This is a genomic window from Paraburkholderia antibiotica (genome assembly GCF_012927125.1).
Lineage (GTDB): Bacteria > Pseudomonadota > Gammaproteobacteria > Burkholderiales > Burkholderiaceae > Paraburkholderia > Paraburkholderia antibiotica.
Genome location: NZ_JABBFZ010000035.1, coordinates 22174 through 39267 on the forward strand (window position 1 = coordinate 22174; position 17094 = coordinate 39267).

16 protein-coding genes are annotated in these 17094 nt (G+C 65.8%); 7 read left to right on the top strand and 9 right to left on the bottom strand.

The genetic code is table 11. The features are described 5' to 3' along the window. Positions 1–29 precede the first annotated feature (29 nt). Entirely contained in the window at positions 30–1010 is a 981-nt protein-coding gene (locus tag HHL14_RS31360; protein WP_169501489.1) for an ABC transporter substrate-binding protein, read from the bottom strand. Positions 1011–1121: 111 nt separating this feature from the next. Further along, positions 1122–2099 carry an AraC family transcriptional regulator gene (locus HHL14_RS31365; RefSeq protein ID WP_169501490.1) on the bottom strand — a complete coding sequence of 326 codons (978 nt, stop codon included), beginning with the start codon at positions 2097–2099 and terminating at the stop codon, positions 1122–1124. 436 nt (positions 2100–2535) lie between these two features. Here HHL14_RS31365 and dalD point away from each other — a divergent pair, with 436 nt between their 5' ends. The 3 genes from dalD to HHL14_RS31380 all read left to right on the top strand — a co-directional run bounded on the left by dalD (position 2536) and on the right by HHL14_RS31380 (position 6667). After that, positions 2536–3945, top strand: a complete 1410-nt coding sequence (dalD, locus tag HHL14_RS31370; RefSeq protein WP_169501491.1) for a D-arabinitol 4-dehydrogenase — start codon at positions 2536–2538, stop codon at positions 3943–3945. Between the two features lie 207 nt (positions 3946–4152). Further along, positions 4153–5634: a xylulokinase gene (gene xylB / locus HHL14_RS31375; RefSeq protein WP_169501492.1), complete on the top strand. Its 1482-nt coding sequence runs from the start codon at positions 4153–4155 to the stop codon at positions 5632–5634. Between the two features lie 85 nt (positions 5635–5719). After that, a complete protein-coding gene (locus HHL14_RS31380) occupies positions 5720–6667 on the top strand; it encodes a sugar-binding transcriptional regulator (RefSeq protein WP_169501493.1) in 948 nt (315 codons plus the stop codon). 126 nt (positions 6668–6793) lie between these two features. Here HHL14_RS31380 and HHL14_RS31385 read toward each other — a convergent pair whose 3' ends face one another. The 6 genes from HHL14_RS31385 to HHL14_RS31410 all read right to left on the bottom strand — a co-directional run bounded on the left by HHL14_RS31385 (position 6794) and on the right by HHL14_RS31410 (position 12942). After that, the gene (locus HHL14_RS31385) at positions 6794–7900 is read right to left on the bottom strand and encodes an ABC transporter ATP-binding protein (protein WP_169501494.1); all 1107 of its coding nucleotides are present in this window, start codon (positions 7898–7900) and stop codon (positions 6794–6796) included. A 64-nt stretch (positions 7901–7964) separates the two neighbouring features. Next, positions 7965–8687, bottom strand: coding sequence for an HAD family hydrolase (locus tag HHL14_RS31390; protein WP_230413290.1), 723 nt, complete (start codon positions 8685–8687; stop codon positions 7965–7967). After that, positions 8687–9562: a carbohydrate ABC transporter permease gene (locus tag HHL14_RS31395; protein WP_169501495.1), complete on the bottom strand. Its 876-nt coding sequence runs from the start codon at positions 9560–9562 to the stop codon at positions 8687–8689. Before HHL14_RS31395 ends, HHL14_RS31390 begins: the two co-directional genes overlap by 1 nt. Beyond that, positions 9559–10470: a carbohydrate ABC transporter permease gene (locus HHL14_RS31400; RefSeq protein WP_230413292.1), complete on the bottom strand. Its 912-nt coding sequence runs from the start codon at positions 10468–10470 to the stop codon at positions 9559–9561. The genes HHL14_RS31395 and HHL14_RS31400 overlap by 4 nt, the downstream gene beginning before the upstream one ends. A 271-nt stretch (positions 10471–10741) precedes the next feature. After that, positions 10742–12064 carry an ABC transporter substrate-binding protein gene (locus HHL14_RS31405; protein WP_169501497.1) on the bottom strand — a complete coding sequence of 441 codons (1323 nt, stop codon included), beginning with the start codon at positions 12062–12064 and terminating at the stop codon, positions 10742–10744. A 98-nt stretch (positions 12065–12162) separates the two neighbouring features. Continuing rightward, on the bottom strand, positions 12163–12942 hold the full coding sequence (locus tag HHL14_RS31410) for an L-iditol 2-dehydrogenase (RefSeq protein WP_169501498.1): 780 nt from the start codon (positions 12940–12942) through the stop codon (positions 12163–12165). A gap of 275 nt (positions 12943–13217) precedes the next feature. Between HHL14_RS31410 and HHL14_RS31415 the strand changes: the two genes are divergently transcribed. The 4 genes from HHL14_RS31415 (at position 13218) to HHL14_RS31430 (ending at position 16641) form a co-directional block, all read left to right on the top strand. Next, on the top strand, positions 13218–13745 hold the full coding sequence (locus HHL14_RS31415) for a Fur family transcriptional regulator (RefSeq protein ID WP_169501499.1): 528 nt from the start codon (positions 13218–13220) through the stop codon (positions 13743–13745). Between the two features lie 94 nt (positions 13746–13839). After that, a complete protein-coding gene (locus tag HHL14_RS31420; RefSeq protein WP_169501500.1) occupies positions 13840–14877 on the top strand; it encodes a metal ABC transporter solute-binding protein in 1038 nt (345 codons plus the stop codon). Continuing rightward, entirely contained in the window at positions 14874–15866 is a 993-nt protein-coding gene (locus HHL14_RS31425) for an ABC transporter ATP-binding protein (protein WP_169501501.1), read from the top strand. The genes HHL14_RS31420 and HHL14_RS31425 overlap by 4 nt, the downstream gene beginning before the upstream one ends. Then, positions 15859–16641, top strand: a complete 783-nt coding sequence (locus HHL14_RS31430; RefSeq protein WP_169501502.1) for a metal ABC transporter permease — start codon at positions 15859–15861, stop codon at positions 16639–16641. The genes HHL14_RS31425 and HHL14_RS31430 overlap by 8 nt, the downstream gene beginning before the upstream one ends. 103 nt (positions 16642–16744) lie before the next feature. On the opposite strand, the gene HHL14_RS31435 is transcribed toward HHL14_RS31430, so the two are convergent. After that, positions 16745–17094, bottom strand: a 350-nt coding sequence (locus HHL14_RS31435; RefSeq protein WP_268966669.1) for an alpha/beta hydrolase-fold protein, incomplete at its 5' end; no start/stop codon positions are given.

A 17094-nucleotide genomic window follows, 5' to 3' on the forward strand; every position in this document is an offset into this window, starting at 1 on the left:
ACGCGCGGCGCCCCAGGCTTGCGTCTGCGTTACCAGCTGAAGCCCTTCGCATTGCTCCTGTCGATCAGCTTCACGTCGACCGGAATCGCCTTCGGCACATTGGCGCCCCACTTCTTCGCGAGCGCGATACCGAGCGCGATGCGCACCTGGTCGGCGGGGAATTGCGCGGACGTCGCGATGAATTTCGAATTCGGCTTCTGGATCGCGGCGATCGCTTCGGGCGCGCCGTCGACGCTGGTCAGCTTGATGTCCTTGCCCGACGATTCGATCGCCGACAACGCGCCCATCGCGCCGCCGTCGTTCACGCTGAACACGCCCTTCAGATTCGGATGCGCCTGGATCATGTTTTCGGTGACGGACAGCGCGGTCGCGCGTTCCTGTTTGCCGTTCTGCGTATCCACCAGCTTCACGCCCGGCGACTTCGCGAGCGCCGCCTTGCAGCCGCGCACGCGTTCGAGAATCGGCACGACCGGAATACCGTCGAGAATCGCCACTTCGCCGCTGCCGCCGATCGACTTCGCGAGATACTCGCAGGCCATCACGCCGGCATCATAGTTTTTCGAACCGACGAACGAATCGACCGGACCGTTCGCGTTCGCATCGACCGCGACGACCACCACGCCCGCCTTCTTCGCCGACGTCACCGCCGACTGAATACCCGTCGAGTCGGTCGGATTCACGAGCAGGATGTCGATCTTCTTCTGCAGCATGTCCTCGACGTCGCTGACCTGTTTGCTGACATCGTGATGCGCGTCGGTGACGACCACCGTCGCGCCGATCGAGGCGGCCGCGTCGTTCAGCGCCTTCTGCATCGTCACGAAGTACGGGTTGTTCATTTCCTGGAAGGTCATGCCGATTTTCAGCGGCGCGGCCTGCGCGTCCTGTGCGGCCGACATCGCGACGAGCGACACACCGAGCGCGAGCGCGGCGATACGGCGCACGAACCTGACCGACCTGATCGATCCGACCGACCCGACCGACGAATGCGGCTTAAAAACAGATTGCTTCATGGTTGTCTCCATTTTTTGAAGTGAGCACGCCCGTCACGCTGTGTGCGCACAGCGCGAGGCGTGTTGAAACGCGAGTGGATGAAAGCAGCGGGCGATGCGCCCGGAGCGACGCTAGCTCAGCGGATAAGCGGCACCGTTTCCGGGCAGGCCCGGCGCGAGCACGATCGCCGGTGCGTTGTCGATGCCCCTGCCGTGCGCGGCCGCCTGCTCGGAAGCATCGCGGCTCGCATCGTTCAGTTGCTGATAGCGGCGAAACGTCGACGGCGCCATCCCCTTCATCGCGAGAAACTGCCGGTTGAAATTCGACAGATTGTTGAAACCCGCCTTGAAGCAGATGTCGGTCACGCTCAGCTCGCCATCGGTCAGCAGCTGACACGCGAGATTGATGCGCATACGGTTCACGTACTGCACGAACGGCAGCCCGGTATGGCGGCGGAAATAACGCGAGAACGCGCTGACGCTCTGGCCCGCGAGCTGCGCCAGTTCGGACTCGCGCAGCTCGTTCGCAAGGTTCTTGCCGATATACGCGAGCACGTGGTTGATGCGGGTCGCCGCGAAGCTGGTCGGATCGGCTTGATACGCGGGACTCGCGAGCGTGTCGCGATCCGGCGCGTTCACGAGGATCTCGAGCATCGACATGAACAGCACCAGCCGACGCAAGCCGCGCGCCGCAAGCAGTTCGAGAAAGAGCGGCTTGATCCGCGCCGAGGTCTCCGTGCCGAACGACAGACCGCGCCGTGCGTCGGCGAGCATCGTCTCGACCTGACGCCATTCCGGGAAACTTTCCAGACAGTTCGACACGAACTCCTGGCCGAACTGCACGACCAGATTGCGTTGCGCGACGCTCTCGCCTTCAGGCACGTCGCTGACCCAGTTGTGCGGCAGGTTCGGCCCCATCAACACCAGATTGCCGGGCGTGAAGCTGCCGATGTAATCGCCGACGAACATCTTGCCGGTCGTCTCGACGATCAGATGAATCTCGTACTCCGGATGAAAGTGCCAGCGTACCGTGCGATACGGATAGCCATGCGACCACACCTTGAACGATTCGTCGTGGCGTACCGCCACGATTTCCAGATCGGGTTGCACTGTCTGTCTCCATGAGAGCGCCTGTCCGAGCGCGCCGTCGATCTTGATCTTGTAGAGCGAAAAGTACCCGCCAAACGCGTCGGCGACCACTCGAAAAGCAACCGCGGATCGATACTTTTTTGCACCCGGGTCAGCCCGGGCACGTCCGAAGTCAAATTTGATGCAATGCAATATAGATAACGGGACGCGCTTGCCGACCTTGCGATGCCGGTTGTCGCTCCCTTCCCGCATCCCGCATGCCGCGCTGCGCCACGAAAACCCCGCGCCATCGCCTTGACTTTCGTTTCGGCGGATACGATCATTCGTTCAATCATAGAGCAAATGCTCAAACAATCCGTCACGCACGCTGCGAGCGCCGTGGACACAGGCTAATGCAACCAGCTTGCATGGGACCGGAAGGCCGACGCGCCGACTCCGGCCGACACAGGAGACAAAGATGACCAGCGGGCAAGGCAGCGGCGCGGCCGCACACGTGATCCTGCACATCGGCGCGGGATCGTTTCATCGCGCGCATCAGGCGTGGTATCTGCACCGCCTCAACGAAGCGAATACGGCCGGCGAGCGCTGGTCGCTGACCGTCGGCAATATCCGCAGCGATATGAACCCGGTGCTCGACGCGCTGGCCGCGCAAAACGGCGTGTACACGCTCGAAACCGTCACGCCGCAAGGCGAGCGCGCGTACGAAACGATCCGCTCGATCGAGCGCGTGCTGCCGTGGAGCGAAAGCCTCGACGGCCTGATCGAAGCGGGCGCCGATCCGGCCTGCAAGATCATCGCGTTCACCGTCACCGAAGGCGGCTATTACCTCGACGAGCACGACCGGCTCGACACCGCGAATCCCGATCTCGCCGCCGACCTCGCCGGCGGCCACACCACCATCTACGGCGCGCTCGCGGCGATTCTCGACGCGCGCATGAAGCGCGGCGCGGGCCCGCTGACACTGCAGACCTGCGACAACCTGCGCAGCAACGGCGAGCGCTTTCACGCGGGCATGAGCGAGTTTCTCGAACGACGCGGCGCGGATCAGCTCGCGCAGTGGTTCGACGACCACACCTCGTGCCCCTGCTCGATGGTCGATCGCATCACGCCGCGCCCGACGCCCGACGTGCGCGAGCGCGTGAAGGCCGCGACCGGCGTCGACGATGCGAGCCCGGTGATGGGCGAGGCGTTCATCCAGTGGGTGATCGAGGACCGCTTTATCGCCGGGCGGCCGCAGTGGGAGAAGGTCGGCGCGGAGCTGGTCGATTCGGTGCTGCCGTACGAGGAAGCGAAGATCCGCATCCTCAACGCGCCGCATAGCTGCATCGCGTGGGCGGGCACGCTGGTCGGCCTGAACTACATCCACGAAGGCACGCTCGATGCGGACATCCGCCAGTTCGCGTACGACTACGTGACCGAAGACGTGATTCCGTGTCTCACGCCGAGCCCGCTCGATCTCGCTCGCTATCGCGACGTCGTGCTCGAACGCTTCAGCAATCCGCACATCCTCGACACGAATCAGCGCGTCGCCGCCGACGGCTTTTCGAAGCTGCCCGGCTTCATCGCGCCGACGCTCGCCGAGTGCTTCGAGCGCGGCGTCACGCCGGCCGCGACCGCGATGCTGCCCGCGCTGTTCTTCCGCTTTCTCGAACGCTGGCATACGGGCAAGCTGCCGTACGCGTATCAGGACGGTGTGATGGACGAACGCGTCGCGCATGGTTTCTTCGCGGCACCCGATCCGCTGCGCGCGTTCGCCGCCGACAAGCTGCTGTGGGGCGGCATGGCGCAGACACCCGAACTCGAAGCGGTGCTCGCCGGCGCGCTCGCGCGCGTCGATGCATGGCTCGCGAAACGCGGCGCGGTTTGAGCACCTGCTGAACGATGCCGGGCGATGTCAGGCGGCGCCGAATGGGCTGCTGCTCACCAGCACGAGCACGCGCTCGAGCACGAACCACCCTGTCCGATCCGGCTCGAACGCCACGCCACGCGACGACGAGCCAGGCTTAATGCGCATGACAGCGCGCCGGATGTGCGGCTAAAGTAGCGCATCCCCAACGACGAAGGTTTCGCGCCCATGTACCTAGGCATCGACCTCGGCACGTCCGAAGTGAAAGTTCTGCTGCTCGCCTCCGACGGCCGTGTGATCGGCACCGCGGGCTCGCCGTTCACGGTTTCGCGGCCGCATCAACGCTGGGCCGAGCAGAATCCCGAAGACTGGTGGGCCGGCACGCGCGCGGCGCTCGCCGCATTGCGCGCGCGTCATCCCGACGAATTCGCGCAGATTCGCGGCATCGGCCTGTCGGGGCAGATGCACGGCGCGGTACTGCTCGATGCGGACAACCGCGTGCTGCGTCCCGCGATCCTGTGGAACGACATGCGCAGCGACAAGGAATGCGCGGAGCTGACCGAGCGCGCGCCGGAATTGCACAGCGTCGCCGGCAATCTGGCGATGCCCGGTTTCACCGCGCCGAAGCTGCTGTGGGTTGCGCGTCACGAGCCGGAGATCTTCGCGAAAACGGCCTGCGTGCTGCTGCCGAAGGACTATCTGCGCCTGCAACTGACGGGCGGCAAGGTGTCCGATCCATCGGATGCGGCCGGCACGCTGTGGCTCGACGTCGCCAAACGCGACTGGTCCGATTCGCTGCTGGCCGCCTGCAACATGACGCGCGCGCAGATGCCCGCGTTGCGCGAAGGCAGCGCGCCGGCCGGCACGCTGCTGCCGGAACTCGCGCGCGAATTCGGCTTGCGTGACGACGTGATCGTCGCGGCCGGCGGTGGCGACAACGCGACCAGCGCGATCGGCATCGGCGCGACCCAGCCGGGCGACGGCTTCGTGTCGTTGGGTACGTCGGGCGTGCTGTGCGTGGTCGGCGACAGCTTCCGGCCGAACCCGGCCTCCGCCGTGCATGCGTTCTGTCATGCGATTCCCGACCGCTGGCATCAGATGAGCGTGGTGCTGTCGGCGGCGAGCTGCTTGCGCTGGGTCTGCAAGCTCACCTCCACCGACGAACCAACGCTGCTCGCCGAAGTCGCGGCGCTGCCCGCCGAAGCGTTGACCACCGCGCCGCTGTTCCTGCCGTATCTGTCGGGCGAGCGCACACCGCATAACGACCCGTACGCGCAAGGCGTGTTCTTCGGCATGAATCACGCAACCGATCGCGCGCTGCTCGGCTACGCGGTGCTCGAAGGCGTGACGCTCGCGCTCACCGACGGCCTCGACGCGTTGCGCGCGGCCGGCACCGAGGCGAAGGTGCTGTCGCTGCTCGGCGGCGGCGCACGCAGCGATTACTGGGCACAACTGCTCGCCGACGCGCTCGACACCGTCACGGTCAAGCACGGCGGCGGCGAAACCGGCGCGGCGCTCGGCGCGGCCCGGCTCGGCTGGCTCGCCGCGGGCGGCGACCCGGCCACGGTGCTAACCAAGCCGCCCGTCGAAAAGGAGTTCACGCCGAATCAGCGCCGTCATGCGGAATTGCGCACACGGCTCGAAGCGTATCGCGCGCTGTATCGCCACGTACGGCCGCTGTTCGATCCCGCGCGCGCGCCGCTCGCCTGAGCGTTCAACGGCGGCCGTTTCGCGCTCGCGCGCGGCCGGCCGCTATCATCGGCACACTCCAAGCAAAACTCGAGCGAACCCCATCGTGCCCAGGTCTACAGAAAAACTCGATCTCGCCACGCGCGCCGCGTGGCTCTACTACGTCGCGGGCAATACCCAGAACGAAATCGCCGAAAAACTGCAGGTGTCGCGACCGGTCGCGCAGCGGCTCGTCGCGTTCGCGGTCGAAAAGAATCTGATCCGCGTGCGCGTCGATCATCAGCTCGCCGATTGCCTGTCGCTCGCCGATCAACTGTCGAAGCGCTATGGGCTCAGCATGTGCGAGATCGTGCCGATCGACGGCGACACCGCCGAGGAAGTCGACCGCAAGCTCGCGGTGGCCGGCGCGCAGGTGATGGAGCGCTATCTGAACGCCGACAAACCGATGGTCGTCGCGGTCAGCAGCGGCCGCACGCTGAAGGCCGCAGTCGATCAGATCGCGCAGCTCGACCGCCCGCAGCATCGGCTGGTGTCGATGGTCGGCGCGATCGCGCAGGACGGCTCGTCGAACCGCTACGACGTCGCGCTGCACATTTCGGAAAAGACCGGCGGCAAGCATTTTCTGCTGCCCGCGCCGCTGCTCGCCGACAGCGAGGCCGAGCGCGCGCAGTGGTGCAATCACCGGCTCTACCGGATCGTCGAGTCGCTGTCCGCGCAGGCCGATGTCGCGTTCGTCGGCATCGGCAATATCGGCATGACCTGTCCGCTGCACGAGGACGGCTTCATCACCGAAAGCGAGGTCAACGAGCTGATGCACAACGGCGCGGTCGCCGAAATGCTCGGCCTGCCGATCGACGCGGCCGGCGCGCCGGTCGAATCGCCGACCGGCCGGCGCGTGACCAGCATCGCGCTCGACACGCCGCCGCGCCGGCCGACCATCGGCTTTGCCGGCGGCCAGCGCAAGCGCGACGCGCTGATCGCGGTGCTCAAGGGCGGCTGGTTGTCGGGACTCGTCACCGACGAGTTGTGCGCGCGGGCGGCACTGGAGGCGTGACGGGCGGCGGCGTGGCTGCCGGGCGGCGTGTTGTACGCGGCAATCGCTACGGGTAAGCGGCGCCAAACGCAGCAATAAAAAAGCGGCGCCCATGCGCCGCTTTTTCGCACCAGCACCACCACCACATCAAGCCGCGAGCACCTCGACGATCTTGCGCTGGAACGCCTTGCCGTCGCTATCGAACAGATGGCAATGCTCCGGCGTCGCGCCGAGCTTCTGCACGTCGCCCTTCGCATGCCGTTCGAGCGGCGGAATCCGCGCGATCAATCCATCCGGCGCGACGCTCGATTCCGCATACAGATACGCGGCGTCGCCGAGCGATTCGACCGCCATCGTGCGCGCTTCGATGCCGTCTTCAGTACCGACATGCAGATGCTCGGGGCGGATGCCGACCGTCACCTTGTCGCCCTGCTTCGCCGCGCCCGGGTCCACCGCGACGCGCTGCGTCTCGCCGGTTTCGTAGCGCACGATGAGGCCGTCGTGCGACACCGATTGCACGACACCCTCCATGAAGTTCATCTTCGGCGAGCCGATGAAGCCCGCGACGAAACGGTTCGCCGGCGCGTGATACAGCATCGTCGGACTACCGACCTGCTCCAGATTGCCCGCCGACAGCACGACGATCTTGTCGGCGAGCGTCATCGCTTCGACCTGGTCGTGCGTCACGTAGATCATCGTCGTCTTCAGCTCGTCGTGCAGACGCGCGAATTCGAGGCGCATCTTCACGCGCAGCGCGGCGTCGAGATTCGACAGCGGTTCGTCGAACAGGAACACCTTCGGCTTGCGCGTGATCGCGCGACCGATCGCGACGCGCTGACGCTGACCGCCCGAGAGCTGCTTCGGCTTGCGATCGAGCAGATGATCGATGTGCAGGATCTTCGCCGCGTTGCGCACCGCCGCGTCGATCTCCGGCTTCTTCGTGCCGGCGAGCTTCAGGCCGAACGCCATGTTGTCGTACAGCGTCATGTGCGGATACAGCGCGTACGACTGGAACACCATCGCGATGCCGCGCTTGGCCGGCGGCACGTCGTTCATGCGCGCGCCGTCGATATTCAGATCGCCGCCGCTGATGTCCTCCAGCCCCGCGATCATCCGCATCAAGGTCGATTTGCCGCAACCGCTCGGTCCGACGAACACGACGAACTCACCATCCGCGATGTCGAGATTGATGTCGCGCATCACTTCGTTGTCGTCGTAGGCCTTCCTGATGTTGCGCAAGGTTACGCTTGCCATGATGTGTCTCCGTGTAATGCTGTCCGATACGTCGTGCTGCTTTTTATTTCGGGGTACTGTGCTTTCACGGCGCCGCGGCCGTCGCCGACAACGTCCATTGCGCGACCAGATCCGGCAACTGCCGCATGTCGTCGAACACGTGGCGCGCGCCGGCCGCATGCAGGCGGTCGATCTGCGCATCGCTCGCATGACCGCCGCCGATAAACCCCAGCACCGCCATGCCCGCCGCCGCGGCCGCGCTCACGCCGGTCACGCTGTCCTCGACGACGAGGCACGCGCCCGGCGCAAGACCGAAGCCTCGCGCGGCGGCCAGATAAACGTCCGGCGCGGGCTTCGGATTCGCCACCGCGTCGGCGCAAAAAAGGCGCTCGCCGAAGAAGCGCTTCAAGCCGGTGCGCGCCAGCACCGCCTCCACATACGGCCGGAAGCTGTTGCTCGCGCAGCCTTTGATGAGCGGCACCTGGGCGAGCGCGAGTTCGATGCCGTCGACCGCCGGCGCCTCGATCGCGGCCGCTTCGACCGAACGGCGGATCGCGTCGATGTCGGCGGCATCGAGCGGCTTGCCGAGCTGCGTCGCGGTGTCCCGCAACACGCGCTCGATGCGCAGGCCGAGCAGCGGCAGCACCACCGCTTCGACCGCGGTGCCGGGCCAGCGAGCTTCCAGTTCGTGCACCAGCATGCGCGCGGCTACCGCTTCGCTGTCGATCAGCACGCCGTCGCAATCGCAGATCAGCGCGAAGCGGCCCAGCACCGGATCGGCCATCGGATCCGCGGTCGGCTTCGTCATCACTTGACCGCCCCGAACGTGAGGCCGCGCACCAGCTGCTTCTGCGACAGCCAGCCGACGATCAGGATCGGCGCGACCGCGAGCAGCGAAGCCGCCGACAGCTTGGCCCAGAACAAGCCTTCCGGGCTCGAATACGACGCGATGAACACCGTCAGCGGCGCCGCGTTCGAACTCGACAGGTTGATGCTCCAGAACGCTTCGTTCCACGAAAGAATCACCAGCAGCAGCGCGGTCGATGCAAGCCCTGGCAGCGCCATCGGCATCAGCAGATAGACGATCTCCTGCCACGTCGCCGCGCCGTCGATACGTCCGGCTTCGAGAATGTCGCGCGGAATTTCGGCGAAGTAGGTGAACGCCATCCACACCGCGATCGGCAGATTGATCAGCGTGTAGACGATCACCAGCCCCGACACCGTGTCGAGCAGGCCGCTGTTTTTCCACAGCAGATAGATCGGCACCAGCACGCCGACCGACGGCATCATCTTGGTCGACAGCATCCACAGCAGCACTTTCTGCGTGCGCCGCGTCGGGAAGAACGCCATCGCGTAGGCGGCCGGCACGGCAAGGATCAGACACAGCAGCGTGACGCCGACCGAGATCAGCACCGAATTCCACGCGAACGAGAAATAGTTGCTGCGCGCGAACACCTCGCGGAAGCTGTCGAGCGTCGGGACAAAAAAGAGCGACGACGCGTAGGCCTGCTGCTCGGTCTTGAATGCCGTGATCGTCATCCAGAAGATCGGGAAGAACAGCAGCAGCGCGACGAGCCACGCGATCACGCCGGGAATGCCGCGGCGAATCACGTCGAACGGCGACTTCGCGGGAATGGCGACCGGCTGCGTGGTCGAAGCCGGAGTGGAGGCAACGTGGCTCATTTTTCGTACTCCCCTTTCAGGTTCTTCGCGAGCATCCGCACGAGGAAGAACGACACGATGTTGGCCAGCACGACGGCGAGAATGCCGCCCGCCGAAGCAAGTCCGACGTCGAACTGCTGCAGGCCCAGCGAGAAGATCAGGTACGACAGGTTGGTGGTCGCGTTGCCGGGACCGCCGCCCGTGGTCGTATAGATCTCGGCGAAGATCGACAGCAGGAAAATCGTCTCCATCATCACGACGACCGCGATCGCGCGTTTCAGGTGCGGCAGCGTGATGTAGAAAAACATCGAGAACGGGCCGGCGCCGTCGATCTTCGCGGCTTCCTTCTGCTCCTGGTCGAGCGACTGGATCGCCGTGAACAGAATCAGGAATGCGAACGGCAGCCACTGCCACGCGACGATCATGATCACAGCGGTCAACGGATAGTCGGCGAACCAGTCGATCGGCTGCATGCCGAGCGCGCGCATGCCCTGCGCGACGAGACCGTACACCGGGTGCAGGATCATGTTCTTCCAGATCAGCGCGCTGACCGTCGGCATCACGAAGAACGGCGCGATCGCCAGCAGCCGCGCGATGCCCTGGCCGTAGAACTTGCGATCGAACAGGATCGCCATCAGCACGCCGCCGACCACGGTGATCACCAGCACCGACACGATCAGCTCGATCGTGTGCGCGATCGACGGCCCGAACGACGGATCGGTCGCCAGAAAGCGGTAATTGTCGAGGCCGGCGAAGCCGCGCACATCGGGATTCAGCAGGTTGTAGCGCGAGAACGAGAACCAGATCGTCATCGCGAGCGGAATCGCCATCCACAGCACGAGTACGCCGACCGACGGCGCGACGAGCCAGCGCGCCGAACTGGCCTTGCGCTCTTCGCGGCCTTTTTCTGTCTGGGGATCGGTTTGCATCAGGGAAGCGCGCATGGAACGCATGATGGACCACCTGTACGGTAATGCGCGGCGTGGTCGCCCAGGCCGCATGCATGCCGCGCGACGCGTCGTGCTATCTCACGCACGACGTGACCCACCTGACATGCGGCGCGGACGAACGGCCGCCCTGCTACGTGAGCCGGCCGGCACGCATCGGTGGATGCGCGTCGGCTGGCGCGGGCCGCATCGAACGGGACGATGCGGCTGGCCTGCCGCGAGAACGTGCTGCGTGCTCGCGCTTACTTCTCGCTTACTTCTGATAGCCGGCCTGCTTGACCGCGCGATCGGCGGCCGCGTTGCCGGCCGCGAGCGCCTGGTCGACCGTCATCTGACCGGCGATCGCGCCGGAGATGCTCTGCCCGACCACGGTGCCGAACGACTGGAACTCAGGAATCCCGACGAACTGCACACCGGTGTACGGCACCGGCTTGAGCGTCGGATGATCAGGGTCGGCGGTCTGGATCGCCTTCAGCACGAAGTCGCCGAACGGCGCGGCCTGCTTGTACTCGGGGCGCGCGTAGGTGGACTGGCGCGTGCCCGGCGGCACCGAGGCCCAGCCCTCATCCTTCGCGACGAGTTCGATGTACTCCTTCGAAGTCGCCCACTCGATGAACTTCTTCGCCGGCTCCTGCTGCTTCGACGACTTCGGAATCGCCAGCGCCCACGCCCACAACCAGTGCGAGCCCTTCGGCGTGACCGCGATCGGCGCGGCCGCGAAGCCGACCTTGTCGGCGATCTGCGACTGCTGCTTGTTGTAGAGCATGCCGGCCGCGACCGTCGCGTCGATCCACATCGCGCATTTGCCCGAGGACATCAGCGTGAGGTTTTCGTTGAAGCCGTTCGAGCTCGCTCCGGGAGGACCGTCCTTCTTCAGCAGGTTGACGTAGAAGGTCATCGCCTTCTTCCATTCCGGCGAGGTCAGCTGCGCGTTCCATTTCTCGTCGAACCAGCGTCCGCCGAAGGTGTTCACGACCGTCGTGCTGTAGGCCATGTTCTCGCCCCAACCCGCCTTGCCGCGCAGACAGATGCCGTACTGTTCCTTCGACTTGTCGGTGAGCTTGTCGGCGAATTGCGCGATCTGGTCGTAGGTCGGCTGGTCGGGCATCTTCAGGCCGGCCTTGTCGAATAGATCCTTGCGGTAATAGGTCATCGAGCTTTCGACGTAGAACGGCAGCGCGTACAGCTGGCCGTTCGCGGACAGGCCGTCGCGGGCCGTCTTCACGACGTCGTTCAGGTCATAGCTCGCCGGCAGATTGGTGATCGGCGCGAGCCAGCCGCGCTTGCCCCATTGCGGCGTTTCGTACGCGCCGATCGTCATCACGTCGAACTGGCCGCTGCCGGTCGTGATGTCGGTCGTCGCGCGCTGACGCAGCACGTTTTCCTCGAGAATCACCCAGTTCAGCTTGATGTCGGGATTGGCTTTTTCGAACGCGGGCGACAGCTTCTTCAACTCGATCATGTCCGGGTTGTTCAGCGTCGCGATCGTCACCGTGGCCGCCGACGCGCTCAGCGCGAAGCACGCGGCCGCGCCGGCCCCGGCTGCCTTCAGCGCGAATTTGAAAGCTGGTTTCATCGTTGTCTCCTTTCTCGTACGTTATGTGGTGCTGCGTTCGTTTGACGGAGTGACGCGCCGTAAGTAGCAGGCAACGTTCCCGCTCCCAGCTCCTGCGTTCAGCTCATCCAGTTGCCGCCGTCGACGTTCAGCGTCTGCGCGGTGATGTAGTCGGCGTCCGCCGACGCGAGAAACAGCGCCGCGCCGGTCAGGTCGTCGGGCAGGCCCATGCGGCCGAGCGGCACCGCCTCGCCGACGAGGCGCTTCTTCTCGCCGAGCGGCCGGTTTTCGTAGCGCGCGAACAGCGCGTCGACCTCGGCCCACATCGGCGTATCGACGACGCCCGGCGCAATGCCGTTCACATTGATCTTATGCGGCGCGAGCGCGAGCGCCGCGGACTGCGTATAGCTCAGCACCGCCGCCTTGGTCGCGCAGTAGTGGGACACCAGCGCCTCGCCGCGCCGCCCGGCCTGCGACGACATATTGATGATCTTGCCGCCGTGACCCTGCTCGATCATCTGCCGCGCGACCGCCTGCATCAGGAAGAACATGCCCTTCACGTTGACCGCGAACAGGCGGTCGAACACGTCCCAGGATTCGTCGAGGAGCGGGCGCATGTCGAACAGCGCCGCGTTGTTGAAGAGGATGTCGATCCGGCCGAAGCAGGCGAGCGTGCTGCCGACGATGCGCTCGATGTCCTCGCGCCGCCGCACGTCCGCGCTGACGGCCAGCACGCGCTCGCCGTAGGTGTCGCGCAGCGCGGCGCCGATACTGTCGGCCGGCTTCACGTCGACCAGCACGCAGCGCGCGCCTTCGTCGAGATAGCGCCGCGCCACCGCCTCACCGATACCGCTCGCCGCGCCCGTCAGAATGGCCACCTTGTCCTGCAATCGCGCCACCGCTTGTCTCCGGTTCGTTGTGCATGCTGGCGCGCAGTGAGCGAACGCTCATCGCGCGAACAATTGCTCTGTTAGTGGTCGAATGATCGGATACGGACTGGGTCATGTCAAGGCGTGCAACCAGATTTCGATGGTGCAGCGCGGCAGGCCCGCCTGCAGCGCCGCGGCAGACCGGGCGGGGCCGAAAAGTGGCCTCTGACAAAAATCGCGATACGTTATATCATTTCGACCTCGCGCAATTCGCCAACCGCGCTCCCACCCAGGATCTTCAGCCGATGACCACCTCGCCCGCCGAACAGCACGCCGTACGGCTCGCGCACGCCGAAGCGCACGCGCGCACGCACGGCCTCGCGCTGACGCCGCTGCGTCACCAGGTGTACGCGGCGATTCTCGCGAGCGAGCGGCCGATCGGCGCGTACGAACTGCTCGACGCGCTCGAACCCGAACGCGGCCGCATGCCGCCGACCACCGTCTATCGCGCGCTCGACTTCCTCGTCGCGCATGGCTTCGTGCATCGGATCGAATCGAAGAACGCGTTCGTCGCCTGCTGCGAGATCGGCGTGCCGCATCGCAGCCAGTTCCTGATGTGCGACCGCTGCGGTGCGACCGTCGAAATTCCCGGCGCCGAACTCGCCGATCAGCTGTCGCACAGCGCGCCCGCGCACGGCTTCGAGGTGCATCGTCAGGTGATCGAGCTGAGCGGGCTGTGCGCGGCGTGTGCCCGCGCGCTCAAGCCCGATGGCGCGGCCGGTGGCACCGGCGACGCCGACGCAAACGCCGCCGCTGGCTCGCCGGACTCATGAAACAGCCGGCGCGACATTGAGCGCGGCACCGTATCCGTCGTCGCCACCGCAAGCAAGTGGCTCTTCAACTCTCACGCAGCAGGACACCACCACGATGAACACAATCGGTTCGATGTTGACCGGCGCACGGCGCGCCCTGAAGCGCTCGCCATCGCTGCCCGCGCGTTTGTGCGCGCGTTTGTGCGCGCGTATGGGTGCGCGTCTGTGTGTGTATCTGCTCGCAGCCGCCGCGCTCGCGTTCGGCCATGGCGCATTCGCCGCTGACGCAAAAATCCCGGTAGTCGCCGCGGAGAATTTTTACGGCGACGTGGTGCGCCAGCTCGGCGGCGATCGCGTCGACGTGACCAGCATCCTCAGCAATCCGGACCAGGACCCGCATCTGTTCGAAGCGAGCCCGGCCACCGCGCGCGCGTTGCAGCACGCACGCCTCGTCGTCTACAACGGCGCCGATTACGATCCGTGGACGGCGAAGCTGCTGGCCGCGTCGAAGGGTTCGCAGCGCACGGTGATCGTGGCGGCCGACCTCGTCGGCAGAAAAGGCGGCGACAATCCGCACCTGTGGTACGACCCGGCGACCATGCCGAAAGTCGCGAGCGCGATCAGCGCCGCGCTCGCCGCGGCTGACCCCGCGCACAAGTCGGCGTACGATGCGAACCTCGCGACGTTTCTCGCGTCGCTGAAGCCGATCGACGCGAAGGTCGCCGAGCTGCATGGCCGCTACGCGGGCCTGCCGGTCACGGCGACCGAGCCGGTGTTCGGCTACATGGCGGACGCGATCGGCCTGCAGATGCGCAACCAGCGTTTCCAGCTCGCCGCGATGAACGACACCGAAGCGAGCGCGACCGATATCGCCGCATTCGAACGCGATCTGCGCGAGCGCCGTGTGCGCGTGCTGATCTATAACAGCCAGGCCACCGAGGCACTGACCCAACGCATGCTGAAGCTCGCGCAACAATCGAAGGTACCGACGATGAGCGTCACCGAAACCCTGCCGGCCGGCAAGACCTACCAGACGTGGATGCTCACGCAGCTCGACGCGCTGGAACGGGCGCTCGCCGCGGGCGACACGAACGGCGCGAAGGGTGCAAATGGCACGAATGGCGCAGCCAACGCGAAAGGAAAAACTTCATGACTTCGACTGGCCAGCCTGCGCCAGCCGGTGCGCCGGCGAGCGCACCCACCACCCCGACGACCCCGCCCGGCGGCTCGCCCATGCTCGAACTCGAGAACGTCACGCTCGAACTCGGCGGACGCACGATCCTGCGCGACACCAGCTTCGTCGTGAATCAGGGCGAGTTCATCGGTGTGCTCGGGCCGAACGGCGCGGGCAAGACCACGCTGATGCGCGCGGTGCTCGGTCTCGTGCCGGCCGCGGGCGGCACGATCCGCGTGCTCGGACAGCGCGTCGAGCGCGGCAACGCGTCGATCGGCTATATGCCGCAGACGCGCAGCGCGCTCGCCGGACGCCGCGTGCGTGGCCGCGATTTCGTCGCGATGGCCGCCGATGGGCACCGCTGGGGTCTGCCGCACGAGGATGCGAAAACCCGCGCGGACGTCGACCGTGTGCTCAATCTGGTCGGCGCCGGCAAGCTCGCGCTACGGCCGTTGTCGGAACTGTCGGGCGGCGAACGGCAGCGCCTGCTGCTCGCGCAATGTCTGCTCGGCGACCCGAAGCTGTTGCTGCTCGACGAACCGTTGATCAGCCTCGATCCGCATCATCAGAAGAGCGTCGTCGAACTGGTGCGGCGCGTGCAGCGCGAACTCGGCATCGCGGTGCTGTTCTCCGCGCATGAGTTGAATCCGCTGCTGAATTCGATCGACCGCGTGCTGTATCTCGGCAGCGGCGTCGCGGCGCTCGGCACTGTCGCTGAAGTCATCACACGGCCCGTGCTGTCGCGCCTCTATGGCTCGCCGATCGACGTGATGCGCGTGAACGGCCGCATCTTCGTGATGTCGGGCGGCGTCGAGGTCGAGAAGCACGATCACGAGCACGAACACGACGAGGACGGCGGCCATTCGCATTCGCACGGTCACTCGCACGATCACGGCCACGCTCATTCGCACTCGCACAATCACTCGAACCCGCACGACTCACGCGACGGACACAAGCACGATGTTTGAATACGATTTCATGGTGAACGCATTCGCGGCGTCGGGGATCGTCGCGGTGCTGGCCGGCGTGGTCGGCTATTTTCTGGTGATGCGCGGACAGACCTTCGCCGGTCACGCGCTGTCGCACGTCGGCTTCACCGGCGCGACCGGCGCGGTGCTGATCGGCATCTCGCCGATCTGGGGGATGATCGGCTTCACGCTCGCGGCCGGGGTCGGCATGGGCGCGCTCGGCGAGCGGCTCGCCGGCCGCGATGTCGCGATCGGCGTGATCCTGTCCCTGTCGCTCGGCTTCGGGCTGCTGTTCCTGCACTTCTTCACCGCGTACGCAACCCAGGTCACCGCGCTGCTGTTCGGCAACGTGCTCGGCGTGAACACATCGACACTCGGCGTGCTCGCGGCGTTGGGCGTGATCAGTCTCGCGGCGCTCGCGGCGATCATGCGGCCGCTGCTGTTCGCGTCGCTGCAACCGGAACTCGCCGAGGCGAAGGGCGTATCGCTGCGCCGCGTGTCGGTGCTGTTTCTCGCGATCGCCGCGCTGGCGGTGGCCGCCTGTACGCAAATCGTCGGTGTGCTGCTGGTGTTCACGCTGATGGTCGGCCCGGCCGCTGCCGCGCAGAACCTGAGCACGCGGCTGTCGACCGGGCTCGTGCTCGCGGCCGTGTTCGCGCTCGCGCAGGCGTGGCTCGGCCTGACGCTCGCGTTCTATACCGACTGGCCGACCAGCTTCTGGATCACGGTGCTGTCGGCGCTCGTGTATGGCGGGAGTCTGCTGCGGCGGCATTGAGCGGCCAACGCGCAACGCGCCGGTCCGATAAAAAAACGGCGGCACATGCAAGATCTGCATGTGCCGCCGTTTTTCGTTTTGAAGCGACGCGCCTACACCGCGCTCAGCCGACCAGCACCTTCGCGTGATGCGCGAGATGATCCTCGATGAACGTCGAGATGAAGTAGTAGCCGTGGTCGTAGCCCGCATGACGGCGCAGCGTCAGCGGCTGACCCGCGGCCTTGCACGCGGCTTCGAACACGTCGGGATTCAGCTGCGTGGGCAGGAACTGATCCGCGAGCCCCTGATCGACCAGGATCCCTTGCGCGAATTGTTGCGACGCATGCGCGACCAGCTCGCTCGCGTCGTACTGCTTCCACGTTTCGCGGTTCTCGCCGAGATAGCCGCCAAACGCCTTCTCGCCCCACGGGCAACGCATCGGCGCGGCAATCGGCGCGAACGCCGACACCGATC

Excerpts from the sequence above, each read along its gene's own strand:
- HHL14_RS31360 (WP_169501489.1), bottom strand. The coding sequence starts at position 1,010 with ATGAAGCAATCTGTTTTTAAGCCGCATTCGTCGGTCGGGTCGGTCGGA.
- dalD (WP_169501491.1), top strand. The coding sequence starts at position 2,536 with ATGACCAGCGGGCAAGGCAGCGGCGCGGCCGCACACGTGATCCTGCAC.
- xylB (WP_169501492.1), top strand. The coding sequence starts at position 4,153 with ATGTACCTAGGCATCGACCTCGGCACGTCCGAAGTGAAAGTTCTGCTG.
- HHL14_RS31385 (WP_169501494.1), bottom strand. The coding sequence starts at position 7,900 with ATGGCAAGCGTAACCTTGCGCAACATCAGGAAGGCCTACGACGACAAC.
- HHL14_RS31390 (WP_230413290.1), bottom strand. The coding sequence starts at position 8,687 with ATGACGAAGCCGACCGCGGATCCGATGGCCGATCCGGTGCTGGGCCGC.
- HHL14_RS31395 (WP_169501495.1), bottom strand. The coding sequence starts at position 9,562 with ATGAGCCACGTTGCCTCCACTCCGGCTTCGACCACGCAGCCGGTCGCC.
- HHL14_RS31400 (WP_230413292.1), bottom strand. The coding sequence starts at position 10,470 with ATGCAAACCGATCCCCAGACAGAAAAAGGCCGCGAAGAGCGCAAGGCC.
- HHL14_RS31405 (WP_169501497.1), bottom strand. The coding sequence starts at position 12,064 with ATGAAACCAGCTTTCAAATTCGCGCTGAAGGCAGCCGGGGCCGGCGCG.
- HHL14_RS31415 (WP_169501499.1), top strand. The coding sequence starts at position 13,218 with ATGACCACCTCGCCCGCCGAACAGCACGCCGTACGGCTCGCGCACGCC.
- HHL14_RS31420 (WP_169501500.1), top strand. The coding sequence starts at position 13,840 with ATGAACACAATCGGTTCGATGTTGACCGGCGCACGGCGCGCCCTGAAG.
- HHL14_RS31425 (WP_169501501.1), top strand. The coding sequence starts at position 14,874 with ATGACTTCGACTGGCCAGCCTGCGCCAGCCGGTGCGCCGGCGAGCGCA.
- HHL14_RS31430 (WP_169501502.1), top strand. The coding sequence starts at position 15,859 with ATGTTTGAATACGATTTCATGGTGAACGCATTCGCGGCGTCGGGGATC.